Origin of the sequence: Virgibacillus xinjiangensis, assembly GCF_042643145.1 — a bacterium.
GTDB lineage: Bacteria > Bacillota > Bacilli > Bacillales > Amphibacillaceae > Virgibacillus_O > Virgibacillus_O xinjiangensis.
In genome coordinates this window covers 39,470-65,882 of record NZ_JBHRSA010000003.1, presented here as the reverse complement: position 1 = coordinate 65,882, position 26,413 = coordinate 39,470, and the positions used below count along the sequence as shown (strand labels likewise).

Genomic DNA, 26,413 nt, shown 5'->3' with positions numbered 1-26,413 from the left:
GTTGGTCACCCCAAAACGATATAAACGAGTTCATCTTTAACCTCTACCTGATAGGTTTGGACACAGCCTTCGTCCGGTGCCTGAACCTTGCCGTCCATGATGCTTATTTTCCAATCATGCATAGGGCAGAAAACATGGTCCCCACTGACCATCCCCTCTGCCAGTACTCCACCTTTATGGGGGCAGCGGTTCTCGATTGCACGGACTTCCCCATCAGCCAGTTTGAATACGGCTATCTCCTGACCGTCTAAAATTATTGTTTTTCCCAATCTCTCTGGCAGTTCCGAGTACTTTCCAACTAACAACTTTCCAATGGTCTTTTCCATGCAGATTCCTCCCCAAATATTTTTCGTACCTTTTAGCAATGCTCCTCAATTAACTGGAAGTTCCCTTTACTTCGAACCAGTCGGCACATGCACTTTTTCATACAGTTCTTTCAACAATGTTCCGTTATTGACCGCTTCACTCCACGGCTCCTGTACAGCGGACAAGGCCACCTCCATACGCTCATTCAGCTCATCCCGCTGATTACCGTCTTCCACCACTTCCCTGACGTGATCGACACCCATTCGTTCCACCCATTTAGACGTTCTTTCCAGATAATTGGCTGTCTCCCTGTAATACTGCAAATACGCGCCCACATATTCTATTACTTCCTCACTTGTTTCCACTTTTGTCAGCAGGTCTGCTTTCCTGAGTTCTGTTCCTCCATTACCGCCAACATATATTTCCCAGACACCATCAAGGCCGATGACCCCCACATCCTTCACTCCGCCCTCTGCACAATTTCTCGGACAGGCTGATACACTCATCTTGATCTTATGCGGGGTCTGAAGGCCTTCAAATTTCTTCTCCAGATCGATCCCCATCCCTACTGAGTTTTGTGTCCCGAACCGGCAAAAGTCAGCACCCACACATGTTTTCACGGTACGGAGGCCCTTGGCATATGCAGCACCGGAAGGCATATCGAGGTCTCTCCAAATATCGGGCAGATCCTCTTTCTTGATACCAAGCAGATCGATACGCTGTCCACCGGTCACTTTAATCATGCCTGCCTCATATTTTTCCGCTGCATCGGCGATTTTCCGGAGACTGTCCGAGTCCGTCACACCACCGTACATTCTCGGCACTACACTGAATGTTCCGTCCTTTTGGATATTGGCATGCAGCCGTTCGTTGACATAACGGGACTCCTTCTCATCTTCATATTCAGTCGGATTAAGCATACCCATATAGTAGTTCAGCGCCGGCTTGCATTTGGAGCATCCCTCTGCGCTTTCCCATCCGAGCACATTCATCACTTCACGTGTGGTTTTGAGTCCCTTTTCTTTGATTTCCTCAATCACTTCATCCCTTGATAGGGTGGTACAGCTGCAAATTGCCTCCTTCTGATCTTTAATGTATTCATCACCAAGCGTGTATTCCAGCAGATCGGAAACAAGTGACTGACAGGTTCCACAGGATCTGGAGGCATTTGTACAGCCTTTTACTTGTTCAACAGATGTCAGCCCCTGTGATTGGATCGCTTCGACAATGGTACCCTTCGACACCCCGTTACACCCGCAGATCAATTCCTCCTCCGGCATGGAAGCGATCATGTCCATGGCAGATTCATCACTACGGTCGCTTTCGAGGAATTCTTCGACATCGGCTCCTTTTTTGATCAAGCTGAGCAGCCGGTTGCCATCCTTCGTATCACCAAATAGAACTGCTCCTGACAGTTTCCCTTCATCGATTATCAGTTTCTGATAGACACCGTTCCAGTCATCGTATGTCCTGATTGCCTTTGTCCTTTCGTCCTCCACGATCTGACCGGTGGAAAAAACGTCAACACCGGAGACTTTCAATTGGGTAGAGACCACCGATCCTTGGTAGCCTTCCCCTGGTGTTCCACAAATGTGTTTGGCAAGTTCCTGCCCCTGCTCATATAATGGTGCAACCAGGCCATATACTACGTTGCGATGTTCTGCACATTCCCCCACGGCATATATGTCAGGAATTTCCGTTTCCATGTAATCGTTGACCAATATTCCTCGATGGATCGGTATCCCTGTCTGTTTGGCCAAGCCCACGTTCGGTTTGACACCGACAGCCATGATCACGAGGTCTGCCTTCAGTTCCTCACCGTCAGCGAACCTCAGTCCGGTAACACGGTCATCCCCCATGATCTCGCTTGTCTGCCTGTTCAACAGGAAATTCATCCCCTGTTCTTCCAGGGATTCCTGCAGCATCTTACCTGCCGTTTCATCCAACTGCCGTTCCATCAGAGAATCGGCCAGATGGACAACATCTACATCCATTCCCAGATTCAAGAGCCCCCGTGCAGCTTCCAGCCCCAAAAGTCCCCCGCCAATAACGGCAGCCTTTTTATATTTATTGGAATAATCCATCATCTTTTCACAGTCTTTGATATCACGGAAGGCTGTCACCCCTTCTTTATCAGCACCCGGCAAAGGCAGGATGAACGGATGGGAGCCTGTTGCGATAATCATTTTGTCGTAAGGCTCAGTACGCTTCTTATCTGTAAAAACCTGTTTGTTTTCCTTATCGATCTCTGTTACTGTTTCTCCTGGATACAAGCGGATATTATTATCTTCATACCAATGCCATTCGTTCAGGGTAATATCAGAAACCGATGTGTCCCCCTGCAATACCTTCGATAACTGAATCCGGTTATAATTCGGATATGGCTCCGTTCCAAAAACCGTTATATCAAATGCTTCCGGCTTCTGTTTTAAAATCTCTTCGAGTGTTCGGATCCCCGCCATTCCATTGCCAATCACAACCAATTTCTGTTTTGCCATGTGCATATGATCCTCCCTTAATTCTTGTTCTGAATCTTATCTACCCCCAGTTTACCGCAGTAGAAAATTAACACAATTTTCTTGTTAGGTAATCTGACATTAAAAATTAAATATACTTACATAGGAGGACAGTCTTTAGCACACCTTATTTGTTTGCTGGCGCAACAGAAATGAAATTCTTGTGAGGGAAAACAAGGGGGAAAAACATTTTCACTGGAACTTACTTCAAGAGCATAAATTCAGTTCAACCGGCAAGCATAAGCATGAGAATTTCTATGGAAAGTGAGTCGAATGCGGATGCCGCTGCAATTATTGGAGATATATGCCCCTGAAAAATTTCTGGACATGGAGGAAATGAAGGACCTGTTTCCGGTTGTCTCTTTTTGGACGGTCGGATTCGACGAAGAAAAGAAACTGACAAGAGTTTTGGTGGAGACCAATGATTCGGAGAAAATCCTGGATTACCTGGAACGGCTGCCTGGCAAGAAAGATACATACCAGGTGATGCTCCTCCCTGTCCGCACCTACCTCCCACGAGAAGAAAAAGAGGAACAACCCTCGGAGGAAGAAGATAATGAGGAAAAAGATCTACAGCGGGCCAGCCGGCATGAATTGTATACGGCTGTGGAGGAATCAGGATATATGAGCATGAGTTATATGTGGTTCATCCTGTTTTCTTCGATTGTTGCCACTGCAGGCATCATCAAAAACAGTCCGGCCATCGTAATCGGCGCCATGGTGATCGCTCCCATCATCGGCCCGGTGACCGCGGTATCGTTTGCTTCCGTGCTCGGTGATTTCAAGCTGATGAAAAAAGCTCTGCGCACCGCTTTATTCGGTATAGGGGTACCGGTCCTTGTGGCCACCGCTTTCGGTTTCTTTTTCGAGCCACCGATCTACAGTGATGAATTTCTTTCACGGACAGATATCCAACTGGTAGATGTAGCAGTGGCACTGGCTTCTGGAGCTGCCGGGGCCTTGTCCTTCGTGAAAAGGAACGAGGGTGCATTGGTGGGAGTCATGGTTTCCGTTGCGTTGCTTCCGCCAGCTGTCGTTTTCGGCATGGTTCTTGGAACAGGAGATCTGGCCGGCGCCCTGGTCCCGTTCATCCTGCTGATGGTGAACGTGGATTCCATCCTGCTTTCGGCCATCCTCGTATTCTGGCTCACCGGCATCAAACCGGTCAATTGGCAGGATCTGCAGAAAGCGCATATCTCTCGGAAACTGTCCCTATTATTCATCTCCATCATCAGCGCAATACTCATCACAGCGATCGTTTTCATCAATCTTGTTTAGGAAGGTGCTGGGGCCTCAACATCTCTCACTCAGGCCTCAACAATTCCCACTCAGGCCCCAACAATTCCCACTCGGACCGTTCAGCTATTCACATGCCTCTCCTTAGAGAAGATCATGCCTTATATGTTAAAATGTCCAACGTCGTGTTCTTAATGAATATTCAAAGACTTCTATGTCTATCACTATAAGCAAAAGGAGTGGCATGCATGAAAGAATCGGAAGCTGACGGAAGCAGCAACTTACACATAGAGGAAGAAATGTACCGGCAAATCGTGGAATACTCCTACGAAACCACCATCATCCATTCCAATCATGAAATACTCTATATCAATCAATCCGGGGCAGATTTCATCGGCTTACCGAAAGAGGAAATCATCGGCTCCAATATCATAGAAATATTCACGCAGCCATACAGGGAATATGCAATAGATAGATTCCGCCAGTGCACAGAGGAAGACAAAGTCGGAGATTTGGTCGAGACGACAATCCATAAAGCAGATGGCAGCACGGTCGATGTGGAGCTCTTTTGCCATCCCGTCATGTTCGGCAAGACCAAGGCAATCCAATCGACCATTCGGGATATAACGCCGAGGAAAGAAGCACAGAAGCAATTAAGGCAGATCAAAAGTGAAGTAGCTACACCGATTGTTCCTATCCATGACGAGATCTCCGTCCTGCCACTGGTCGGCAATATGGATGAGGACCGGCTGGAACTCCTGCTTGATATCATTCCCCGGAAGATTGAAGGACAAGAGCTTCAATACCTGATCATCGATCTGTCCGGCGCTTACAGTATCGATACGAATGTCATTGATTTTGTTTACAGGATCAATTCTATTTCAACACTGCTGGGCGTCACCACGGTATATACGGGTATCAGGCCGGATCTGACAAAGAATGCTGTAGATGCCTATATCGATACCAGCAACATCTTGACCATGTCGAATGTCAAACAGGCATTGAAAAAACTGGCCCAGTAAAGAAACGTAGCTATGCCGCTATATCTCGATAACCATACTAAAAACCCCCACCGAAATGCCTGGTGGGGGTTTTCTGTCCTGTTTATTTTGTCATTTCTAAAGCGACATGGACCATCATTTGCACACCATCTATGAAACTGTCTTCGTCCAGACCGAATAATGGATGGTGGTGAGGGTAGTCGAAGCCTTTCTCTGGGTTTCCGGCTCCGATGAAAGCATAGGTACTTGGGACCAGACGGGAAAAAGCTGAGAAATCTTCGCCGCCCATTCCTAGTGGATAGTCGAATACTTTATCTCCAAATACATCCTGCGCCATGCGGATTACTTGGTTCGTCTTTTCTTCATCATTGACGACTGCGCTATAGCCATATTGGAAATCGAAATCATATCCAGCATCATAGAAATCGCAGACCGAAGCAACCGCTTGCTCCATTTTATTCTTCACCAATTCTCTCGTTTCGTCTTGGATGGTCCGCACACTTCCACCCAGTCTTGCCGTATCCGGAATAATGTTCGTTGCCGATCCGGCATGGAAGGTGGTCGTTGAAATGACCACGGAATCAAGTGGGGAAGTAGCCCTGGACACGATGGCCTGGAATTTCTCAATCACCTGTGCACCGATCACGACGGGATCAATGGAATTTTCCGGCTGGGAGGCATGTCCGCCCTTTCCCCGGATAAGCAGGTCGAAAGTATCGGAGTTGGATGTGACCGGTCCTGTCGTCATGCCGATCTTTCCGACCGGAATCGTTGAAAACAGATGCTGTCCATAGATGAAATCCAACTCGTCAAATATTCCTGTTTCGACCATTTCTCGAGCACCCCCGGGAGGGGCTTCTTCTGCGTGTTGGAAGATCAGATAAATTTCTCCATTCAACTCGTCTGCCTGGCCTGCCAGCACTTTGGCAGCTCCGAGGAGGATGGAAGCATGTCCATCATGTCCGCACGCATGCATGACGCCCTCTTTTTCAGATGCAAACGCAATGTCTTTCCTTTCTTCCTGAATAGGAAGCCCATCGATGTCTGCCCGCAGACCAATCTTCTTCCCAGGCTTGCCGCCCCTGATGATTCCAAGGACACTGGTCTCGGTCGGACGGGATATTTCTATCCCACCAATTTTCTTCAGCTCTTCTTCGATATAATCGCTGGTCCAGTATTCCTGGAAGGAGAGTTCCGGGTGGCGGTGCATCGTTCTCCTCCACTCATAGACCTGTGGCATAACCTCTTCAATGGCGTTGTTGATACTCATGTTGCAGTATCTCCTTTCTATTTTGGAAAATCCCTCTTCTGCAAAATCTTAATACTCGACTGCTCCACCAGGGCCTAGTGGCAGACCCAGGAAGAGCCATAGAATTACAAGAAGCGTCCATGCTATGAAAAATACAATCGAATATGGCAGCATATTTGCGATCAATGTACCAAGTCCTGCATTCTTGTCATATTTCTTCGCAAAGGCAAGCAACAATGGAAGATATGGCAGCATCGGAGTGATCGGATTGGTGATGGAGTCACCGATCCGGAACAGCATCTGAGTGAATGCCGGATCATAGCCGATCAGCATGAACATCGGAACGAAAACTGGTGCAAGGATGGCCCATTTTGCTGAAGCACTCCCAATAAGCAAATTGATGAAGCTGGCTAGGATAATGGAACCGATGATCAGAGGGATTCCGGTGAAATTCAAGCTCTGCATCAAATCTGCCCCTTTGATGGCAATGATCGGGCCTAGATTACTCCAATTGAAATATGCCAACATTTGGGCTGCAAAAAAGACAAGGACAATATAGCTGCCCATCGTCGCCATCGATTCACTGAGTACATTTCCGAAGTCCTTTGTATTCTGAATCGTTTTCGCTTTCAGTCCGTAGACGAGCCCAGGAACGAAGAATAAAATCGTAATGATGAATACAACACTATTCATGAAAGGCGAATCATTCATGATCGACCCGGTCTCCTGGTTTCGTAGTAACCCATTTTCAGGAATCAGCAGGAAAAGGAAGATAGCAGCCGTGATCAGTGCGGAAATATTCGCCCAACGCAGTGCCTTTACTTCCCTTTCTTCCAATTCTTCCTTTTGCTCTTCCAAATGAGAGCTGTCATAGCTTCCAAGCCTTGGGATGGTCACCTTGGTTGCAAGGACATAAGTCACCACCAGCAGCACGACAGCCGATACAGCGATAAAGTAATAGTTCATTGCAATATTTCCAGTATAATTGCTATCCACCAGCTGTGCAGCCGGCTCTGTGAATGATAGGGCCAATGCGTCCGTCATACCTATCAGGAAGTTAGCCGAGAATGCCCCGACTGCAGCGACATATGCGATGATCAGTCCGGCAAATGGATGATGGCCCAGTTTGATCATGACCATCGCCGCGATAGGCGGAAGTACTACCGGCGCAGCATCACCCGCTACGTTTCCGATGATACCCACAAGAATGATCGCCGGGATGATCAACTTCTTTGGCGAAACTTCAATGACACGCTTCATGGCTGTTTCGAAATATCCGGTTTTCTCGGCGATGCCGATACCGATCATGACAACCAGCACCATGCCAAGCGGCGGAAACGAGCTGAAGTTGTTGATACTTTCCGTCAGTATCTGAACAAGGCCTTCCCCTGTCAGAAGATTGACCGCTTCGACCTCTTCTCCTGTGGCTGGATTGGTTGCCTTCAGGTTGAACATAGAAGCGACAAAGGAACCTACCAATATAATTCCCATCAGGGCAATGAAGATGACGATAGGGTCTGGCAATTTATTCCCCATCACCTCTACTGTGTTCAGGAATCTATCCATCACACTCTTTTTCTGTTTTCTTCCCATATGAAAAACCCACTTTCTCTTGATGTAAAACTTACCCTCCAAATGTACTTGCAAACGGTTCAACAACAGGCCAAAAATCGGGACAGCTAATCAGCCCTCCTGTGATGACCTAATTTGAATGGAAGCCCCCTTGTAAAACTAATTTTCAGAATATTAAACTTTGTGCAGTTTAACACTTTATCAGGATAAACCGATTTTAATGATAAATGGGGGCACCGTCAAGAGTTTTTCACATATTCCAACATTTGCTACAATGGCGAGCTGGCGTCGCAAAGTGTGGAGCTTGTTGCAGACTTGAGAAATTTGGCGGAAAGTCGGATTATCAGCTGCACGAGCGCTATATCAGCGGGTGACCCCCTTTTATCAGCAGCACATCTTCGGTATCCGCTGGTCATCACGTTTATCCGCTGCACAGGCGCGATATCTGCCGGAGACGCCAGTTATCAGCAGCACACCCGCCATATCCGCCGGTGAATTCATTTATCGGCAGGACATTACGGATATCCGCTGGAGATTCCGTTTATCGGCAGCACACCACCGGTATCTGCCGGTGAATTCATTTATCGGCAGGACATCACGGATATCAGCTGGAGATTTCATTTATCACCAGGACATCACGGATATCAGCTGGAGATTCCGTTTATCGGCAGTTCACCCACGATATCTGCCGGTGAATTCGTTTATCAGCAGGACATCACGGATATCAGCTGGAGATTCCGTTTATCGGCAGCACACCACCGGTATCTGCCGGTGAATTCATTTATCGGCAGGACATCTTCGGTATCCGCTGGAGATTCCATTTATCGACAGTTCATCCGTGATATCCGCCGGTGATCCCGTTTATCGGCAGCACACCACCGATATCTGCTGGAGATTTCATTTATCAGCAGTTCACCCACGATATCCGCCGGGGAATTCATTTATCGGCAGGACATCTTCGGTATCCGCTGGAGATTCCATTTATCGACAGTTCATCCGTGATATCCGCCGGTGATCCCGTTTATCGGCAGCACACCACCGATATCTGCCGGTGAACTCATTTATCAGCAGTTCATCCGTGATATCCGCTGGTCACCCCGGTTATCCGCTGCACAACCACGATATCCGCCGCTCATCCCGTTTATCACCAGCACACCACTGATATCTGCCGGTGAATTCATTTATCAGCAGTTCATCCGTGATATCCGCTGGTCACCCCGGTTATCCGCTGCACAACCAAGATATCCGCCGCTCATCCCGTTTATCACCTGCATACCCGGGGTATCAGCAGCACCTTCAGAGTGCCACTGATCCTCCCAGACGTTTAACAAACATAAAAGAAAGGAATCAGAAAGGTAGCAGAAAACAGAAGGAGGATACTTATGAAGGCTGTTACCAATCAAGGCAAGGGAAAAGTGGAAGTCAAAAATGTAGAAACACCGCAAATCCAGCATGATACCGATATGATCATCCGCATCACTTCGACGGCCATCTGCGGCTCTGATCTCCATTTGTATCACAGTACCATGCCGCTTGGGAAAGACTATGTCATCGGACATGAACCGATGGGGATTGTCGAAGAAGTCGGCAAAGGCGTGAAAAACCGTAAGATCGGCGACCGTGTCGTCATTCCTTTCAATGTCAGCTGCGGGGAATGTCATTTCTGTCAGAATAATATGGAAAGCCAATGTGATAACTCTAATCCACATAAGGATACAGGTGGTTATTTCGGTTTTTCCGAAATGTTCGGGGATTATCCCGGCGGACAGGCCGAATACCTGAGGGTCCCATACGCGGATTTCTCGTCGTTTGTCATTCCGGAAGACAGCGAACTGGAGGATGAAAGTGTTCTATTCCTTTCCGATGTGGTGCCGACCGCATGGTGGAGTGTAGAGCATGCCGGCGTGAAGGCAAATGATACGGTCATCGTGTTGGGATCCGGACCAATCGGATTGATGACACAGAAATTCGCCTGGATGAAAGGCGCCAAACGAGTCATCGCCGTGGACCACGAAGACTATCGCCTGGAACATGCCAAGCGCATCAATCAAGTGGAAACCTTCAATTATCATGAATTCGGCGACATGGCCGGCCATCTGAAAGAGATTACCAAAGGCGGAGCTGAGATTATCATCGACTGTGTGGGCATGGACGGGGAAGTCACTGCCAAGGAGCATGCCAAAGCTGCCACTGGACAGATCGGTTCCATCGATCCGATCATCACGGCGGCGCATTCTGTCAGCAAGTTCGGCACCATTATGCTGACCGGTATATATGGTGCTCCAGCCACCCTTTATCCACTGCATTCCATTTTCACCCGTAATGTCACGGTCAAAGCCGGTCAGGCACCGGTCGTCCACTATATGCCGAAGTTGTTTGATATGGTGAACAATGGGGAATTCGACCCGACCGAGATCATCACCCACAAAGTCGACTTGGAGGATGCAGACATGGCCTATGAGATGTTCGACAAACATGATGACGGCTGCATCAAGGTCGTCTTGAAGCCATAAAAATAAGGCGGCGCAATCACGGACAACCCGCCAGCTTAATAGTTATCCCCTTTACGAGATAAGGAGGGTCTCCATCAACGTTTCATGGGACCCTCCTTTTTCTTTGCCTATTTTCCGTCGAGAAACTGCTCCAGTTCTGAAAGTGTGGGCATTCCAGCCTGCGCCCCCGCCTTTTTCACAGATAAAGCCGCAGCAGCATTGGCAGCTGTTACTGCTTCTATTACCGACCTTCCATCCGACAATTGAGCGGCCAAGGCCCCATTGAAGGTGTCTCCGGCTCCTGTAGTATCTTTCACATCTACTTCATGAGAGGGAATCGTCGTGACCTCCCCTTTTTCATAGAAAGCTGCACCTTGTTTTCCTTTTGTGAGAATCAATTTCTCCTTAATGAAGGAATACAAAGAACTCTCTTGCATCGCAGCATTTTCCACCATATTAGGGGTGAGAAAGGCTGCTGATCTCAGCAGGCTCTCCGGGAGTTCCTGGTATGGGGCGGGATTGAGGATTATCGGCACATCGTTCTGCCTGGCTATATCCGCAGCGGCTGCCACTGTCTCAACTGGAAGTTCCAACTGCAACAGCAGAATGGAACTGTCGGCTATTTTCTCCTTCTGCGCCTGTACCAGTTCCGGACTCACCTGCTTATTTGCACCAGGGGCGACGATGATCCGGTTATCGGAGCCTGATAAGATAATGGTTGCCGTACCTGTTGCTATGCCTGCAAGAAATTGAACCGCCTCTGTATGGATTCCTTCTTCTTTCAACGCGGAAAGCAAGACATGGCCGAAGGAGTCATCCCCTACTGCCCCGATCATTTCCACATCCGCCCCTAATCTTGCAGCAGCCACAGCCTGGTTCGCCCCCTTGCCGCCAGGGCTCATGGCAAAACTGTCCCCCAAGATGGTTTCTCCCTGTTCGGGCACCCGGTCAGCAGTGACCATGAGATCCATGTTCATACTTCCTACGACACACACTTTCTTCTTTCTATGCACTCTACTTCCCCTGCCTCATCATGTTATCTGAAAGGGCAAAAGGGCTGCAGGATCATCGATCCCCGAGCAGCCCTTTTCCTTTCTTATAGAATTCCTGCATCTCCGAATCCGGCACCAGTCCTCCGCCAGTAGACCAGGAGATATGGGTGATGTTTTCCGGTTTAATCTGCTTGCCTTTCACATAGGAAGACTGCAGGACCCGTTGGGGTGCCTGTAGCCCAGCAGTTGCTGAAGGCTCGAGCCCGATTCCTGCTTGATCCTGGGTAATTGCAAGGAGCCGGTACAGCTCATCATCTTCTACGGTACAGATGCCGCTCGCCAACTGGCTGCTGATCTCCGTCGCAAATCGGGATGGACGGCCGACCGCAAGACCATCTGCCTCCGTGATGTTATCAAGGCCGAAATCCTGTACACTTCTTCCTGCTCCTTCTCCCGTGCCGATGCCGATCAGGACGGAAGGGGAATGGGTAGGTTCCACAAAGAAACAGTGCACATGATCACCGATGATATGCTTCAATCCGAATGTCACCCCTCCAGGAGCCCCGCCTACACCGCATGGCAGATAGACAAACACAGGATGCTCGGCATCATGGCGGACTCCATTCTCTTCCAACTGTTCTTTCAGACGAAGGGCAACCGTACTATAGCCGAGGAACAATTCCTTGGAATCCTCATCATCGACGAAATAGCCCTGCGGATCCTTCAGTGTCTGCTCCCGCCCTTCAGCGATCGCCACACTGAAATCACCCGAGAACTCTTTCACCTCCGCCCCGTTTTTCCGCAGAAGATCCTTCTTCCATTGTCTTGCATCACGCGACATATAGACAGAGACACGGAATCCCAGCGTCGCTGCCATGATACCGATGCTCAGTCCGAGATTGCCGGTGGACCCGACACCTATTTTATACTGGCTGAAAAACTCCTGGAACTCCGGGCGGGCAAATGCAGCATAGTCCTGATCCGCACGGATTTTCCCTTCCTTCCACGCAAGTTTCTCTGCGTAAGCGAGCACTTCAAAGAAGCCGCCCCTTGCCTTGATCGACCCAGCAACAGGCAAGGAGTGGTCCCCTTTCAGGTAGAAGCTTCCTGGAAACGGCTGGTTGTACAACTGTGTCAATGACTGCTGAACCCCGGGAATGGGCATCAATGGGGATTCGATGATCCCTTCAGCCGAAGCGGTTTCCGGAAATGCCTTTTGAATGAACGGAGCAAATCTTTGCCACAGCCGCTCCGCTTCATGAATATCCTTCTCACTGATCGGAGCTTGCAAATCCTTTACTTCGACCTGTCCCGGGTTCAACCAGAGGATAGGTTCTTTTTTCATGATGTTATCCAGCTCCGGGAATTTCTGCTTATACTTCTCCATTTCTTGTTTGGACAGCATAATGGGTGCCTCCTTTGATCGGGAAAGTTACAGTTGGATGAATGGTTCGACATTGCATCAAATCAGTAAAGCATAATGATAAAAAGAACGTTCCAGAGACTCAGTGCTTGGTTTTTTTCCAGCCCTGGTTCAATGATTCTATTGTAACATGTTTCCCGGAAACTGCCTTATCAAACGGCAGGCCTGTTAAATGTCCCCATCAGCTGATCCGGTAGAAGTTCCTCGTATTGGCAAGCAGCTGCTCATAAACGGTGGCGACCGGTTGTTGTATGCATTCGGCAATCGTTCTTACAGACAGATGGATCATCTTCGGATGGGTCATTTGCTTGAGGAACGGTCCTTCGAATGGCCAAGGTCCGTCTGTCTCGACCATCAATCTCCCCAGCGGATACCTTCTGACCAGATTCTGGGTCCTTTGCTTATAGAGAATGTCCGGTGTCACCGAGACGAAATAGCCGTTAGCCACCATCCGTTCCATCGTCCGATGATCCCCCTTGAACCAATGGAAATGTGCCCATCGGACCGAGTGCTTCTCCAAAAGGTCACAGACAATGGGTGCATCCTCATAAACCGCATGCAATACGATCGGCTTCTCCAACTGGACCGCAAGCTGGATGAACGTCTCGAGCACTTCCAGGCACGGCTCCAAGGGAAGGATCGGGTCCTCCCTGCGCAGATAATGGGGAAGCCCTACTTCACCAACTGCTGTCATTTCTTGGCTGTTCTGCCTGATGAATTGGAATAAATCGGCCAGGTCCTCCTCGGAAGGCAGCCGCTGTTCGGGATGGAAACCGAATGCCGGCAAAATATCAGGGTTCTTCCGTGATAACGATAGATTCTTCTGGGCGGATAATCGATCGCTTGAGACAGCTATCAGTTTTTCCACCCCGGAGCCCGCCATGTCCTGTAGGATGATTTCCCGCTCTTCTGCCTTGTATGCATCCAGATGAATATGGGCATCGATGATTTTCTCCAGCATGAATCATCCCCCGGTTTTAACAGTTTCCAGGGGAATGGGCCATTTCTCCAACCTGTAGGCCATCTCCCAGAATGAATATTCATATTGGCTGCTGATCAGGAAATGCTCCTTCATCCGCTTCAGATCTGCCTGGGTGACATGCTCCGCAATCCCATCGAGACGGTCGATTTGTTCCTCCACCAACGCCTTGAACCAATCACTGCCATAAGCTGCAATCCATTCCTGGTAGATCGGTTCCTCCGGCTTGGAATCTTTCAATCTTTCCCCGATTTCGTAATAGAGCCAATAACATGGGAGGATGGCTGCGATAATATCGCCGAGATGACCATTATAGCTGGCCCGATGCAGATGGGACGTATAGGCATAGGCGGTTGGTGCCGGGATGAACGCCTCCTGTTCCTCCTTTGATATCTCCAGCAGATGATAGAATGTTTCATGCAGTCCCATCTCCGCTTCATAGGACCCCTGGGCATGGGAAGCCATCCGGCTGGTCGTATAGAACTCTTCTGCTTTGGCCGCCCCGATCGACTGTGCTTTTGCGAAATGGGATAAGTAATAAGCATCCTGCATGACATAGTAGCGGAAGCATGCAAGCGGGAGAGTCCCTTCTCCCAACTCTTTAATGAATGGGTGCCGGAAGCTCGCCTCCCAAATTGGATTCGCTGCCTCTCTCAATTCCTCTGAAAATCTCATGATCAACCTCCTTCAATTTTCCATCCAATAGAAAAAACCTCCTTGCTTTACGCAGGAGGGTGGCGGCTGAACAAAAAGGGCATGATGAAACTTTGCCCCGCCCCACTTCCCTACGCTGGTATGAGCCAGATCAGGTGCTAGGAGTCCTAAAGTTTCAACTTTAATCTCAACCTTGTGACAAGGTTCCCCCAGTGGAAGTTTTCACATATTCGAATGGTTGTCCTCTCCAATATATCATTGAATTGGCAATTGTCAAACACAGAGGGCATCCGTTCTAAACGAGGAGGCAATGCCATACGCTTTAATAGACCGGAAAAGGTGGTGAACGACCATGAACGAAACCAATTACCTGGAAGTAAAGGGAATGCATTGCCCGCATTGTGCCGGAAAAATCGAAAACGCCGTCTCTAGAATTCAAGGGGTGTTGGAAATACAGGTGAATGAGAAAACGGAAAAAGGAAGGGTCACCTTCAACCGGAAGCAGACCACGCTCGCCGATGTGCTGCATGCCATTGAAGAAGCCGGATTTGAAGCAGAAAAATTGGACTTATAGGATCGATACCTGATAAAAAGCCTGAATCATGACGATTCAGGCTTTGTTTATATTGTGGGACCGATGAGCTCTCCTGGACGGTTTCTCTATTCACATTTCCCCATTTTTCATCAGCCGCATGGAGTTCAGCACCACCAGCAACGTTGCTCCGACATCTGCCAGAATGGCGATCCACAGCGTCAGCCATCCGGGAATCACCAATAACAGTGCAACCAGCTTGATCCCAAGTGCGAACATGATATTCTGCTTGATGACCGATAAGGCCCTCCTGCTGAGCGAAACGGTGTATGGCAGTTTTTCCAGATCGTCCGCCATCAGGGCGATATCCGCTGTCTCCAGTGCCGTATCAGTTCCGGCACCGCCCATCGCGATACCGACTGTCGCGGCAGCCAGTGCCGGTGCATCATTCACCCCATCACCGACCATTGCCGTGTTTCCGTGATTTTTCCGGATATCTTTGACGGCATCCAGCTTATCCTGTGGCAATAACTCCGCTTTTGTTTCCGTCATGCCAAGCTGCTTCCCTATCGCATTCCCTGCCGCTTGATTATCCCCGGTCAGCATTACTGTCTGCCTGATGCCTAAATCATGCAGTTTACGGATGATGGACGGACTGGTTTTCCTTACGCTGTCCGCCACTGCGATGAGCCCTTCGATTTCCTGTTCCGTTCCTACCAGCATCACCGTCTTGCCTTCAGCCTGCAGACGGCTGATTTGTGTTGCGAGTGATTCAGGCATTTCTTGCATGCCTTCAAATAAAGAAGGGCTGCCGATATAATAACGGGTGCCATCAATGCTGGCAGAAGCGCCCTTGCCCGTCATCGACTGGAAGTTCTCTGCCGGGTATTCACCTGCGCCAGCCTCTTCTGCCTTACGGATGATTGCTGAGGCAAGCGGATGACGGGAAAAAGTCTCCATGGCCCGGGCCTTACCTAGAAGTTCATCCGGAGACATTGTCCCTGACGGAAGAATATCCGTCACTTCCGGTTTCCCTTCTGTCAGTGTTCCTGTTTTGTCAAAGGCAATCGCCTGCAGACGACCGGTTTCTTCCAAGTGGATGCCGCCCTTGATCAGCACCCCATTTCTTGCGGCATTGCCGATCGCTGTGACAATCGCAACAGGGGTGGAGATGACGAGTGCACAGGGACACCCGACAACAAGCACGGCAAGCCCGCTGTATACCCATTCTGTCCAAGAAGCTCCGAAGAACAATGGGGGCACGATGGCAACAAGCGAAGCCAAAGCAATAATCGCCGGTGTATAATACCTGGCGAATTTATCCACAAACTGCTGGGACGGCGCTCTTTCTGCCTGCGCCTCCTCCACTAGATGGATGATTTTAGCAATCGTCGTGTCTTCACTCCGTTTTGTCACCCGGACTTCCAGTGATCCCTCTTCGTTCAGCGTGCCAGCGAATACTTCATCCCCAGGTTGCTTGTATACCGGTATGGATTCTCCGGTAATGGCGGCCTGATTGATGGACGTGGCACCCTTCGCCACTTCTCCGTCCATCGCCAGTTTATCCCCCGGTTTGATCAGCATCATATCACCGATCTGGACATCCTCGACATCGACTTCCATCAGCTGGCCGTCCCTTCTCACCGTCGCCCTATTGGGAGCGATATCCATTAACGACCGGATCGACTGTCGCGCCTTATCCATGGAGTAATCCTCCAAAGCCTCACTCAATGCGAACAGGAAGACAACTACTGCCGCTTCTGCCCACTCGCCGATGATTGCAGCACCAATGATGGCAATGGTCATCAGTGTCCGCATGTCGAATTCCAGTCTGGACAGGTTTTTCAGGCCAGTCTTGAACAAGTCGACTCCACCGACGAGGATAGCCACGACGAATAATCCGGTGGCAGCAATATGTCCCTCTCCCAACTGGACAAGAGCCAGGATACCTGCCATGGTGAACAACAGGGAAATTAGCGGCGGAAGGTTCTCCCTTTTCTTCCAAAAAGGCTCCTTCGGCTGCTGGCGTTCCCGTTCTGGGTAAACCTTGATTCCATCGAAAGCACCAGCCTCTTCCAACTGCTGGACACTGGCCTCTCCTTCCACCGTCACTTTGGAGGCGCCGAAATTGAGCTGGACACCCTCGACCGTCTGGATATCACGGATATTCTTCTCGAACTTTGCTGCACAATTCGTGCAGGACAAGCCTTCCAGACGATATGTCTGTTTAGCTGTTTCCATGTGGATCGCCTTCCTTCGCGTGAGCCATGGATATCTCTACAAGCTGGCGGACATGATGGTCATCAAGGGAATAGAACACGACTTTCCCCTCTTTCCGGGACTTGGCAATGCCTTTCTCCCGCAGTGAACGCAAATGATGGGAAGCAGTTGCCGTTGAACAGTCCAAGATATTGGCAATGTCACAAACACATAGTTCCTCTTCCAGGGTGAGCGCATAAGCGATTCTAAGTCTGGAGGCATCTCCGAGCGCTTTGAAAATCTGCTCCACTCCCTCCACTTCCGCTATCCTCGGTTTGACTAGGTTGACCTTCTCCTCATCAGAAAGAAACGTCTCACAGGACGAAGCTTCCTGTTTATTCAAAACTTTTTCAGACATCTTCTATCACCTTATTCAAATATACGTTTGATTATAATGTATGCCAATTAGCGGGAGATGTCAAACATTTCCGAGATTCATGGTGGAATGGACGAAGAGGTCCATATCCCTCCTACTTTCATCTTTACTGATCCACTGTTCCCACCAGGGGACGATATGACTTCTCTTCTAAATGAAAAAAGAGCTGCATCGGCAGCTCCTTGTGCGTATCATCTTCTCACTACTGGTATCCAAATTTCACTTGTTACGGAAGGTGATGTTAAATCTTCCGTTTTTATCGATAGAATTTCAGGGCCTTCTGTTGCCTGATAATTGGAAGATGGAAACCACTCAGAATAAATCCTTCCCCACGTATTCTGAAGCGTATGAGGGAAAGGTCCTGTGGATTCGAACACTGCCCAAGTCATGGCAGGAACTTCAAGGGCTGAAAAAGTTCCAGGAGATTCCTGTGTGGTCGCCACTCCTATATATTGATCAAGCTCACCTTTTTCTTCCATGCGCCCTTCTGAAAAGTTGGCTGATGCTTGGATCAGTCCTCCGGGTTCGACATCAGAGATCTTCTTTAATTGGTCTATCTTCTCCCTCGTCATGGATTTCCACATCTCTGTAATATGCGGGTTTTCTCCTTCAAAAACAATCGGGACTCTTTTCATGATACCAACAATGTTAAATGCTTCTTTCTGTTCCAGCCGATAGTTCATTTCATTTCCCCCTCTGATGGATAATTGGAAGGACATCTGTGGATAAGCTTTTAATGGCTGACCATCATTTCTTGCTTGTGATGGTGTAACACCATGTAAATGTTGAAAGGCTCTAGTAAAAGCGTCCGGTGAGTTATAGCCATATTTAACCGCAATATCAATGACTTTCCGATCATGATCAACTAGTTCAAATGCTGCCAGACTCAGTCTTCTGCGGCGTATATACTCTGACAAGGTGATACCTGCAAGGAACGAAAACATCCTTTTAAAATGATATTCGGAACAATGAGCAATCCGTGCCACCACTTTCATGTCTAAGTTGCCCGTAAGATTTTCTTCGATATACTTCATCGCCTCATTCATATTCTTCAGCAGTTCCACTATATCCCTCCCTTATCCACAGATTAGCAGGACTGGAATGTACCTACCCGACATTTTGTGCCCCATTATGCAGGATTGATACGCTTACTCCTGCTTCTCAAACCTACCGCACTTCCATCCATATTATAGATCAGGGTGCAAACCCATAAAAAAGCAGTACAAATATAAACAACGAGATATACCCGAAACCCGTTAAAAGAGCCAACGAAAAAACCAGCACAACAGCTTTCGGCCAGATTCTTTTGAACGCTTCATCTATAAATCTGAATAATTTATAGATGGTCAGAATAAACAGTGGGATATGATAGAGGTACGAGAAAAAACTCACCCATTCAAAAAGCGTCGCGAACCCGCCCTCTACTGGGCGGTCGGATAATTGATATGTAGTTGAAATGTAAAAAAGCCCACTCGCGAAAACAACAGACAGCAATGAAAAATATATAAGAAAAGGAAACTTCACCTTGCTATTCTCCTGCTTAACTAAGAGATACATAAGTACCAAAAAGATGAGCAGGACTATCACTTTAAACAAAAAACCACCTCCCACTCCCAATAGCAGCAGTCCTGCCCATGACGCCCTCCAATGGAAGAAGAACCCGGGCAGCCCACTACCAAAGAGGTTCTTCTTCATTCGATGTTTCTATCAGAAACGGTAGAAAACCAAGGATCGATAAACAAAATACAACGTAAATCCCGCCAATAAGATACAGAGAAATATCCAATAGAGTCAAAAAAATAAGGAAAGGAATGAGGACGGACACAGCTGCTGTTCTTTTCCTAGACCGCTTTGTGTAATACTGCTTTTCGCCACAGTACGGACACTCCATCGACGTATCCAGGGTGAACATCTTCTTGAACGTTTGGCTCCAACTCCAGTCTTTGCCGCATTTTTGGCATGTTGGCATCTGTTTACACCTCCCTTCTCTGACGTTAAGCTGCCTGCTAGGTTCGCTGTCGAACTTCCCAGTCGCAGTATGGACCTCAACCCCCATCATCTTCTTATCTTACATACAATGTCAGTCCCTATATAAATTGCGAGAGGAGGGCCATTCCAGCAGTTTCTCCAGCCTGTCTTTAACCCTGCACCAATTCAGAAGAAGCTGACCCATGAATTCCCCCCTTCCCTTTGTATCCTTACTAAGTAATACGGAGGAAGAGGAGAAAAGTTCTGAAAATATAGTAACTTATTCATTTTTTCTTCAAACATGATAGTTATACCTTTTACACAAGTGATCATTACCTTCTCTTGTCCTCACCTTGCCCTCTCTTTTCTTCTTTATTGTTTACCCTCTCCTCCTTCTCTTTGTGTTATCACGTCCTTTTCCTGGTTCTTTGCTTCCTGAAGATATGGAAAACAGAAATGCCTACAACGATCCAGAAAACAAAGGAGGAAGTTATTCCGTTTTCTGAATTACCTCCGAGCATTGCTAGGACACCTATCAAGACGAACAAATACAAAACCAGGAATATATCCATTTTCCCATCGTCTCGTTCATCCTCCTCGGTGCTACCTGGTAAATTGGACATCAGATACGTTATCAGAACGATAGGCAGCACCGTCCAGGATGGGATGAACGCCAACCCATTCCACTCAGGGAAAAAATCTTTGACCAAAAAAATGGTAATAATCACAACCAGTAAGGCATTTATAACTTTCATTCATCACACCCCTCCTGCACAACGTATGCACATAGTACCACAGCAAGCAAGGCCTAAAAATGGTAATTTTCTATTATTTTTGAGTATAGATACCCCCGTCCATTACCAAGATAGCAGCTCACGACCCCTAAATCGACACAATATATAGATATTCCATTTCCATATGGAAGGGACACAAACCAAGCGGCTGGGTTGTTGGAATTCTACGCCACATCGTGTTTTTCAGATAAGAAAAAAGACGCGTCGCGCGTCTTTGATCACTCGGGGATGGCAACTTCCAATGGTTCCCGATAGTACCCGGCAAACCGGTAGAGGATGCCCACCCTAATCGTCCACCCCGAACCGGAACAGGGTTCTCTGTTGGTATTCTTCTTCCGGGTCTAAAACAATACGCGGAAACTCCTTTTCGTGAAGAGAAGCAGGTGATCCTTGCGTCTCGAAGCAAACGCCGGAATAGGGCTCTGCCGCTCCTTCTGATAACACCAGGCCATTCTCCAGATTGTTCGAGGTGTACATCACCATGCCCGGCTGATTGGTTTCCATGGTCAGGGTTCGCCCACTACCTTCTTCTTTCACGACTGCTTTTTTCTGTTCCGGTTCATGGAAGAAGAAGTAATGATCATAGCCGTTTCCTGCTAGTTCATTTTGCGCGTTATCTGCTGCGATCCCTTCCCCCAGTTTTCTGCCCCGGTTGAAATCGAAAGGAGTTCCCGCCACGTCCAGTCGTCGCCCAGTAGGAATCAGATCTGCGTCCAGTTCTGCAAAATACTGACTGTCTATCTTAACAAGGTGGTCATGTATCGTGCCTTTCATATCGCCTGTCAAATTAAAATAGGAATGATTCGTCAACGCCAGCGGAGTCCTTTGATCTGTACTAGCCCAATAATCCAGCACCAGTTCATTATCGTTGGTCAGGGTATATGTAACAGCTACCTCGACATTTCCCGGATACCCATTTTCCCCATCCTTGCTTAGATATCGGAGTTTCACCCCAACATTGTCTTCTCGTTCAAACGGTTCTGCATCCCACATCATCTGATGAAACCCATGGGATCCGCTATGCAAATGGTTCCTTCCATCATTCGCTTCCAATTCATATCTTGTTTCATGGATCGTGAAATGCGCCTCTTTTATCCGTCCCGCTACCCGGCCTATCATCGCTCCTAAGAAATAAGGATCTGTTTCATAATCACTTAGTTTCCGATAACCCAACACCACATTTTCCAATTTCCCATGTCGGTCCGGTGTCAGGATTTTTGTGATGATGCCTCCGTAGTTCAGCATATGTACTTCCATTCCTTGCTGGTTCTTCAATTTAAATAGCTTCCAATTTCCAGGTAAAGGTTCTTCCTCTAAAACCATCAAAACATCTCCATTCCAACAGTAAGAGAGGATCAACGCCTCTCCTACTTTTAAATCTTATTTTTATCGGTTGCTTGCTTCCACAGAAGTTAATGGTTCTTTTCTTCCTTTCCTCCATAAATTCTCCAGCTGTTCCAGAGATCTCCCTTTTGTTTCAGGTACCATCTTCCATACGAAGATAGCGGAAATCACACTCATTAAACCGTAAAATCCGTATGTCAATCCACCGCTAATATCGATCATTGCTGGGTAGGTGGAGGAGATGAAGAAGTTTGCCGCCCATTGAGCTGCAACTGCTATAGCCATAGCCTGCCCTCTAATTTTGTTCGGGAATATCTCAGATAACAAGACCCAACAAATCGGACCCCAGGACATCATAAAGGAGGCTGTATAAATGATGATAAAGAACAACGTCCACAACCCGAAGACTTCATTCTGAGCTAATAAAGCGACCCCGAACATTCCAATGGCCATGCCAATGGAACCAACCATTAAGAGCGGCTTACGACCCCATTTATCCACTTTACGGATAGCTATTACAGTAAACCCTACATTAACAACCCCCATAATGACGGTTTGAAGCATGGAAGCATTTCCCCCAGCACCCATGCTTTCAAAGATTCGCGGGGCATAATATAAAGCTACATTAATACCAACGAATTGTTGGAATATGGAAAGCATGATCCCTACAACAACGACGGTTTTTCCAAAAGAAAATAATCTTCCAGTAGAGTCCCTGGAAGCTAGAGATTCGTTTATATCACTCAACACCTCTTTAGCCTTCTCTTTGGAACCATTAATTCTGGATAATATGCCTAGAGCTTCACGCTCTCTATTTTTAGATGCCAAATACCTTGGAGTTTCTGGTACGTAGAATAAAAGGACAAAGAATAATAATGCTGGTATGACTTCTGAAGCGAACATATATCTCCAGCCTATGTCATTCACCCATGCAGTTGATTGCCCGCTCGCAATTCCCCAATTCACAAAATAAACGACTAGCTGCCCAAAGATGACAGCAAATTGATACCAAGAGACAAGTGTTCCCCTGATCCCCTGGGGAGCAATCTCTCCAATATAGGTTGGGGCAGTGGCTGAGGCTATACCGACCCCTATCCCACCTATTATTCTATAGAAATTAAACATTACTAATAGCCCTATGGTTGGGTTATCAACCTCAAAAAACAAGAACTCTGGATAAGCAGATCCTAAAGCTGAGATAAAGAATAAGGTAGCAGCTATAATCAAGGAATTTCTTCTTCCAAAATTATTGGAGAAGAAACCTGACAACAAACCACCGATGATACAGCCGATCAGTGCACTAGAAACGGTTAAACCGTGTACAAATGAACTTAAACCCAAGTTATCAATTAAATAAATTTGCACGGACTGTTCAGCACCGGATATGACAGCCGTATCATAACCAAATAGCAATCCACCCAAAGCTGCAATCAACGCAATAGAAAAGACATAATTATTACTATGTAACTTTCTCATAATCCTGTGAGAGGCATTTCCACCCTCTCACTGCCCCCCCTTCTCATCTGGACATATGTAGAAACAATAGAATTTAAATAGTTTCCAGTTACTCTACTGTTTCTGTACGTATTCCCATATCGCCATCACCTTGCAAGTATGAAAGCAGGCTGCCAATTTCTATTGACAGCCCTCTACACCTCACCCACTTATTTCTCTTTATAGATAAAGTAATCGAAATCAGCAGGCCTGTTTTGTCCAGAAGTATCTTGGCATTGCATCCCGACAAATGCACCCGTAAAGAATCCGCCGCCCCGAATATAATCATCCGACAGCTTATAGGAATACAAGTCGATCGGAATTGCCGACCAATTTTCTCCATCGAATGAATAGGAATAATGATACGTATTGACATCCACTTCTGCACGCATATATACATACGCTTGATCTTCTGGAATGACAATCACATTCTTTTTTAGAGGTTGGTCGAATGTAAAATTGTCACAGGTTGTAAGCTGAAGAATTCTCCCCTTCTCTTCATCCCAAGTAATCTGCAGTGCCGACCAATTTTCCGTATTATAATAGTTGACGAGACCGGCACCTTGTTGGAAAGTATCCGGATGGAAAGACACCTTTGTTTCTGCCATGAATGCAAAATGCTGCCAGCGTCTTGCTACGAAGGCTTGTTTGAACTTGGATGTCAGTGAATCCTTTCCGTATAGACGGAGATGTCCTGGTTGATCTTCAAGTGATAGGGCATCTTCCTCCAACGGGATACGGAGGGTTTGAAAATGAGCGTTCAATTCATGGCTGTTGAACTCATCCTTCTCTGGATATTCCTGCTCCCATTTCACCTCTTCTATATCAGGACCTTGCACTTCCAAGGATGGCTCATTACCGCCTACAACATATGGCCAGCCGTCAGCCCATTCCAATCGTTGAATGGCTGTTTCACGGCCAAGCGGGCAATACCCCCGTGGATCCAATAAAGGTTGGCTTTCTTCAGGTAATGGGCGCCCAGTGAGATGGACCAGGAACCACTCATCCGTATGGGTTTGGACAATGGAAGCATGCCCTGCTTTCTGTAATGGATTTCGCGGGTATGGCCAGGAAGTAATCAAAGGATTATCAGGATGAACTTCATATGGTCCCTTCAATTGCTTCGACCTTGCAATGGTAGCCATATGATCATACTTTGTTCCGCCCTCTGCGGTTAACAGATAGTAATATTCACCTATTTTATAAATATGAGGGGCTTCTGTTAATTTTACATCCGTCCCTTTGAAGATGACCTCTGCCTTCCCTACCAGCTTTTTCTGTTCATGATCATATTCTTGCATTACAATCCCGTAAAAGTTATGATTCCCTACTCGGGGATCCCAGAGCATGTTGACTAGATATTTCTTTCCGTCCTCATCATGGAATAAGGATGGGTCAAACCCTGAACTGTTCAGATATACAGGCTCTGTCCATTCTCCATCAATTTCGTCACAAGTTACCAAGTAGTTATGACAATCTTTCCATTGGCCATCCGTCACCTTCACATCCGTATAGATGAGCCAGAACTTTCCATCATGGTAAGATAATTGAGGTGCCCAGACTCCTCCAGAATCAGGATTCCCCCTCATATCCAGTTGGCTCATCCGGTTCAGCGGCCTTGAAATGAGCCTCCAGTTTTTCAAATCCTTTGAATGGTAAATTCCTACACCAGGAAACCATTCAAATGTGGATACGGCAATATAATAGTCTTCGCCTGCCCGGCAAATACTGGGGTCTGGATGGAAACCAGTCAAAATCGGATTCTTTATGGTAGTCATGTAGTTTGCCTCCTAAGATAAGTTTCTAATAGTTTATTAGGTGTTCGGTACGATCCTTTCCGACTCTTCCTTCTTGAATTTCCCTTTTGACAATTGGGATGAATTTTTCATAATTCAACGAAGCCATTGTGATGATCATCAGGACAACCATCAGGAAGGGGGAATAGATCAGCATGGTTTTCATGGCAGCAATGGAACTGTCCGGCTGGGTCGATGCCCCTGCAACATAACCGCCAATTGACAGAGCCCAACCGACAATAGCTGCTTGCAGCCCCGACCCTATCTTCATGCCAGCGCTGGTCAAGCTGAATACAGAACCTTGAACCGGCACTCCTGTCTTCCAATAGACCAAGTCCCCGACATCCGCTACAATAGCGCTAAGAGCTGCTTGTAAAGGTACTAGACCAAGGGCGTTTATAACCAACCCGATCAATAGCATGGTCAGGCTTTCGGAGAATAACGTCATGATGATGTAGGAAATCACGGAAATGGCCAAGCCCATATTCACGCTTTTTCTTACACCAAACTTGCCGGCAATTTTCGGAGCAAAGAGCAGGCCGATGATCATAGGCAACAGTGCAGCCGTACTCAGCAAAGCCATGACATTAGGCTCATCAAACACATAGGTTGCATAGTACACTCTTACGCCATTTTCTGTTTGTCTCAAATACCATAGAAGATACAGAACCAGCGTTAAGATAAAGTATTTGTCTTTGAAGAGGACTTTCATAATGATGGTAAATGACGCTTTATGTTGATCATTTTTCTTCTCGGCAATATTCCTTTCTTTCACAAACCACCCAGTAGCCATCAAAGGAAGCGCACATAGCAAGCCGTAAATCGCTGCGGTAATCGTCCAACCTTGTTGTCCGCCGCCAAATCCATCTACAAGGAACGTCGTAAAGGTGGTGATGGACAACACTGCAATATTCGCAAAGATAAAGCGGATACTCCCTAAAGACACACGGTCTTTTTTATCATTCGTCATAAACGAAGTCAGGGATGAATAAGCAACATTGTTAGCAGTATAGAAAATAGTCGAGATCAATGTATAGACGACAGCTATATACACGATCTTCCCTGTCTGCCCCAGGGCATCCGGCACATTGAACAGCAAAAATGTCAATAAGCCTAAAATGGGAGCCGTATAAAACACCCAAGGTTTCGCTTTCCCCATTTTTGCTTTAGTATTATCGATCACCGTTCCCATAAACAAATCGGAAACCCCGTCCGTAATGCGGGAAATGAAAATGATGGTACCAATTATCCCAGCACCGATGCCTACTATGTCCGTCATATAAATGATTATAAAGGAAGCGATAAACGTCCAGCTGTAATTGGCGCCGAAATCTCCTAAACCGAACGTCAACTTCTCACTCATTTTCAGTTTGTACGTGTTCACGATGTGATGATCATTTACTTTTGGTTCTTTGATCTCCATATTTATC

Annotated in this window: 24 protein-coding genes and 1 riboswitch; of the genes, 7 read left to right on the top strand and 17 right to left on the bottom strand. The window is 47.3% G+C overall.

Annotation, left to right across the window (positions count from 1 at the left end; all coding sequences use genetic code 11):
- Positions 1–5 precede the first annotated feature (5 nt).
- On the bottom strand, positions 6–326 hold the full coding sequence (nirD, locus tag ACFOGI_RS00425) for a nitrite reductase small subunit NirD (protein ID WP_390266734.1): 321 nt from the start codon (positions 324–326) through the stop codon (positions 6–8).
- A 66-nt stretch (positions 327–392) separates the two neighbouring features.
- Positions 393–2,804, bottom strand: a complete 2,412-nt coding sequence (nirB, locus tag ACFOGI_RS00420) for a nitrite reductase large subunit NirB (RefSeq protein ID WP_390266732.1) — start codon at positions 2,802–2,804, stop codon at positions 393–395.
- Positions 2,805–3,095: 291 nt separating this feature from the next.
- Between nirB and ACFOGI_RS00415 the strand changes: the two genes are divergently transcribed.
- Together ACFOGI_RS00415 and ACFOGI_RS00410 are read left to right on the top strand one after the other, a co-directional pair.
- Positions 3,096–4,100, top strand: a complete 1,005-nt coding sequence (locus tag ACFOGI_RS00415; RefSeq protein WP_390266730.1) for a TIGR00341 family protein — start codon at positions 3,096–3,098, stop codon at positions 4,098–4,100.
- Between the two features lie 206 nt (positions 4,101–4,306).
- Positions 4,307–5,080, top strand: a complete 774-nt coding sequence (locus ACFOGI_RS00410) for a PAS domain S-box protein (RefSeq protein WP_390266728.1) — start codon at positions 4,307–4,309, stop codon at positions 5,078–5,080.
- 82 nt (positions 5,081–5,162) lie between these two features.
- Here the strand turns inward: ACFOGI_RS00410 and ACFOGI_RS00405 are convergent, their stop codons facing one another.
- On the bottom strand, positions 5,163–6,329 hold the full coding sequence (locus tag ACFOGI_RS00405) for a M20 metallopeptidase family protein (protein WP_390266726.1): 1,167 nt from the start codon (positions 6,327–6,329) through the stop codon (positions 5,163–5,165).
- Positions 6,330–6,377: 48 nt separating this feature from the next.
- Positions 6,378–7,901 carry an AbgT family transporter gene (locus ACFOGI_RS00400; RefSeq protein WP_390266724.1) on the bottom strand — a complete coding sequence of 508 codons (1,524 nt, stop codon included), beginning with the start codon at positions 7,899–7,901 and terminating at the stop codon, positions 6,378–6,380.
- Positions 7,902–8,250: 349 nt separating this feature from the next.
- On the opposite strand from ACFOGI_RS00400, the gene ACFOGI_RS00395 reads away from it, so the two are divergent.
- The 4 genes from ACFOGI_RS00395 to ACFOGI_RS00380 all read left to right on the top strand — a co-directional run bounded on the left by ACFOGI_RS00395 (position 8,251) and on the right by ACFOGI_RS00380 (position 10,393).
- The gene (locus ACFOGI_RS00395; RefSeq protein ID WP_390266722.1) at positions 8,251–8,655 is read left to right on the top strand and encodes a hypothetical protein; all 405 of its coding nucleotides are present in this window, start codon (positions 8,251–8,253) and stop codon (positions 8,653–8,655) included.
- Between the two features lie 76 nt (positions 8,656–8,731).
- Positions 8,732–8,935: a hypothetical protein gene (locus tag ACFOGI_RS00390; RefSeq protein WP_390266720.1), complete on the top strand. Its 204-nt coding sequence runs from the start codon at positions 8,732–8,734 to the stop codon at positions 8,933–8,935.
- Positions 8,892–9,191 (top strand): hypothetical protein, encoded by a 300-nt coding sequence (locus ACFOGI_RS00385; RefSeq protein WP_390266718.1) that lies wholly within the window; start codon positions 8,892–8,894, stop codon positions 9,189–9,191. Before ACFOGI_RS00390 ends, ACFOGI_RS00385 begins: the two co-directional genes overlap by 44 nt.
- A gap of 71 nt (positions 9,192–9,262) precedes the next feature.
- The gene (locus ACFOGI_RS00380) at positions 9,263–10,393 is read left to right on the top strand and encodes an alcohol dehydrogenase catalytic domain-containing protein (protein ID WP_390266716.1); all 1,131 of its coding nucleotides are present in this window, start codon (positions 9,263–9,265) and stop codon (positions 10,391–10,393) included.
- A 107-nt stretch (positions 10,394–10,500) separates the two neighbouring features.
- Here ACFOGI_RS00380 and rbsK read toward each other — a convergent pair whose 3' ends face one another.
- The 4 genes from rbsK to tenA all read right to left on the bottom strand — a co-directional run bounded on the left by rbsK (position 10,501) and on the right by tenA (position 14,441).
- A complete protein-coding gene (rbsK, locus tag ACFOGI_RS00375) occupies positions 10,501–11,385 on the bottom strand; it encodes a ribokinase (RefSeq protein WP_390266714.1) in 885 nt (294 codons plus the stop codon).
- 52 nt (positions 11,386–11,437) lie between these two features.
- Entirely contained in the window at positions 11,438–12,769 is a 1,332-nt protein-coding gene (locus ACFOGI_RS00370) for a D-serine ammonia-lyase (RefSeq protein ID WP_390266712.1), read from the bottom strand.
- A gap of 199 nt (positions 12,770–12,968) precedes the next feature.
- Positions 12,969–13,748, bottom strand: a complete 780-nt coding sequence (locus ACFOGI_RS00365) for a TatD family hydrolase (RefSeq protein WP_390266710.1) — start codon at positions 13,746–13,748, stop codon at positions 12,969–12,971.
- A gap of 3 nt (positions 13,749–13,751) precedes the next feature.
- Positions 13,752–14,441, bottom strand: coding sequence for a thiaminase II (gene tenA, locus ACFOGI_RS00360; RefSeq protein WP_390266708.1), 690 nt, complete (start codon positions 14,439–14,441; stop codon positions 13,752–13,754).
- A 90-nt stretch (positions 14,442–14,531) separates the two neighbouring features.
- Positions 14,532–14,641: riboswitch (TPP riboswitch) on the bottom strand.
- 131 nt (positions 14,642–14,772) lie between these two features.
- Between tenA and ACFOGI_RS00355 the strand changes: the two genes are divergently transcribed.
- On the top strand, positions 14,773–14,994 hold the full coding sequence (locus tag ACFOGI_RS00355; RefSeq protein ID WP_390266706.1) for a cation transporter: 222 nt from the start codon (positions 14,773–14,775) through the stop codon (positions 14,992–14,994).
- A 90-nt stretch (positions 14,995–15,084) separates the two neighbouring features.
- Here ACFOGI_RS00355 and ACFOGI_RS00350 read toward each other — a convergent pair whose 3' ends face one another.
- The 9 genes from ACFOGI_RS00350 to ACFOGI_RS00310 form a co-directional block, all read right to left on the bottom strand.
- Positions 15,085–17,193 (bottom strand): heavy metal translocating P-type ATPase, encoded by a 2,109-nt coding sequence (locus ACFOGI_RS00350; protein WP_390266704.1) that lies wholly within the window; start codon positions 17,191–17,193, stop codon positions 15,085–15,087.
- A complete protein-coding gene (locus tag ACFOGI_RS00345; protein WP_390266702.1) occupies positions 17,180–17,569 on the bottom strand; it encodes an ArsR/SmtB family transcription factor in 390 nt (129 codons plus the stop codon). The genes ACFOGI_RS00350 and ACFOGI_RS00345 overlap by 14 nt, the downstream gene beginning before the upstream one ends.
- Before the next feature lie 209 nt (positions 17,570–17,778).
- Positions 17,779–18,651: an AraC family transcriptional regulator gene (locus ACFOGI_RS00340; RefSeq protein WP_390266700.1), complete on the bottom strand. Its 873-nt coding sequence runs from the start codon at positions 18,649–18,651 to the stop codon at positions 17,779–17,781.
- Between the two features lie 608 nt (positions 18,652–19,259).
- A complete protein-coding gene (locus ACFOGI_RS00335; protein WP_390266698.1) occupies positions 19,260–19,556 on the bottom strand; it encodes a TIGR04104 family putative zinc finger protein in 297 nt (98 codons plus the stop codon).
- 406 nt (positions 19,557–19,962) lie between these two features.
- On the bottom strand, positions 19,963–20,310 hold the full coding sequence (locus ACFOGI_RS00330; RefSeq protein WP_390266696.1) for a hypothetical protein: 348 nt from the start codon (positions 20,308–20,310) through the stop codon (positions 19,963–19,965).
- 324 nt (positions 20,311–20,634) lie between these two features.
- On the bottom strand, positions 20,635–21,672 hold the full coding sequence (locus ACFOGI_RS00325; protein ID WP_390266694.1) for an aldose epimerase family protein: 1,038 nt from the start codon (positions 21,670–21,672) through the stop codon (positions 20,635–20,637).
- 63 nt (positions 21,673–21,735) lie between these two features.
- Positions 21,736–23,169 (bottom strand): D-xylose transporter XylE, encoded by a 1,434-nt coding sequence (xylE, locus tag ACFOGI_RS00320; RefSeq protein ID WP_390266692.1) that lies wholly within the window; start codon positions 23,167–23,169, stop codon positions 21,736–21,738.
- A 188-nt stretch (positions 23,170–23,357) separates the two neighbouring features.
- On the bottom strand, positions 23,358–24,965 hold the full coding sequence (locus ACFOGI_RS00315) for a glycoside hydrolase family 43 protein (RefSeq protein ID WP_390266690.1): 1,608 nt from the start codon (positions 24,963–24,965) through the stop codon (positions 23,358–23,360).
- A 25-nt stretch (positions 24,966–24,990) separates the two neighbouring features.
- Positions 24,991–26,406, bottom strand: a complete 1,416-nt coding sequence (locus tag ACFOGI_RS00310) for an MFS transporter (protein ID WP_390266688.1) — start codon at positions 26,404–26,406, stop codon at positions 24,991–24,993.
- Between the last annotated feature and the right edge of the window lie 7 nt (positions 26,407–26,413).

What these genes read in the sequence shown, in the direction of transcription:
- ACFOGI_RS00400 (WP_390266724.1), bottom strand. Translation starts at nt 7,901, where the DNA reads ATGGGAAGAAAACAGAAAAAGAGTGTGATGGATAGATTCCTGAACACA.
- ACFOGI_RS00355 (WP_390266706.1), top strand. Translation starts at nt 14,773, where the DNA reads ATGAACGAAACCAATTACCTGGAAGTAAAGGGAATGCATTGCCCGCAT.
- ACFOGI_RS00335 (WP_390266698.1), bottom strand. Translation starts at nt 19,556, where the DNA reads ATGCCAACATGCCAAAAATGCGGCAAAGACTGGAGTTGGAGCCAAACG.
- ACFOGI_RS00325 (WP_390266694.1), bottom strand. Translation starts at nt 21,672, where the DNA reads ATGGTTTTAGAGGAAGAACCTTTACCTGGAAATTGGAAGCTATTTAAA.
- ACFOGI_RS00315 (WP_390266690.1), bottom strand. Translation starts at nt 24,965, where the DNA reads ATGACTACCATAAAGAATCCGATTTTGACTGGTTTCCATCCAGACCCC.
- ACFOGI_RS00310 (WP_390266688.1), bottom strand. Translation starts at nt 26,406, where the DNA reads ATGGAGATCAAAGAACCAAAAGTAAATGATCATCACATCGTGAACACG.
- ACFOGI_RS00365 (WP_390266710.1), bottom strand. Translation starts at nt 13,748, where the DNA reads ATGCTGGAGAAAATCATCGATGCCCATATTCATCTGGATGCATACAAG.
- ACFOGI_RS00345 (WP_390266702.1), bottom strand. Translation starts at nt 17,569, where the DNA reads ATGTCTGAAAAAGTTTTGAATAAACAGGAAGCTTCGTCCTGTGAGACG.
- nirB (WP_390266732.1), bottom strand. Translation starts at nt 2,804, where the DNA reads ATGGCAAAACAGAAATTGGTTGTGATTGGCAATGGAATGGCGGGGATC.
- ACFOGI_RS00350 (WP_390266704.1), bottom strand. Translation starts at nt 17,193, where the DNA reads ATGGAAACAGCTAAACAGACATATCGTCTGGAAGGCTTGTCCTGCACG.
- ACFOGI_RS00405 (WP_390266726.1), bottom strand. Translation starts at nt 6,329, where the DNA reads ATGAGTATCAACAACGCCATTGAAGAGGTTATGCCACAGGTCTATGAG.
- ACFOGI_RS00330 (WP_390266696.1), bottom strand. Translation starts at nt 20,310, where the DNA reads ATGAAAGTTATAAATGCCTTACTGGTTGTGATTATTACCATTTTTTTG.
- ACFOGI_RS00410 (WP_390266728.1), top strand. Translation starts at nt 4,307, where the DNA reads ATGAAAGAATCGGAAGCTGACGGAAGCAGCAACTTACACATAGAGGAA.
- ACFOGI_RS00380 (WP_390266716.1), top strand. Translation starts at nt 9,263, where the DNA reads ATGAAGGCTGTTACCAATCAAGGCAAGGGAAAAGTGGAAGTCAAAAAT.
- ACFOGI_RS00370 (WP_390266712.1), bottom strand. Translation starts at nt 12,769, where the DNA reads ATGCTGTCCAAACAAGAAATGGAGAAGTATAAGCAGAAATTCCCGGAG.
- tenA (WP_390266708.1), bottom strand. Translation starts at nt 14,441, where the DNA reads ATGAGATTTTCAGAGGAATTGAGAGAGGCAGCGAATCCAATTTGGGAG.
- xylE (WP_390266692.1), bottom strand. Translation starts at nt 23,169, where the DNA reads ATGAGAAAGTTACATAGTAATAATTATGTCTTTTCTATTGCGTTGATT.
- nirD (WP_390266734.1), bottom strand. Translation starts at nt 326, where the DNA reads ATGGAAAAGACCATTGGAAAGTTGTTAGTTGGAAAGTACTCGGAACTG.
- ACFOGI_RS00415 (WP_390266730.1), top strand. Translation starts at nt 3,096, where the DNA reads ATGCGGATGCCGCTGCAATTATTGGAGATATATGCCCCTGAAAAATTT.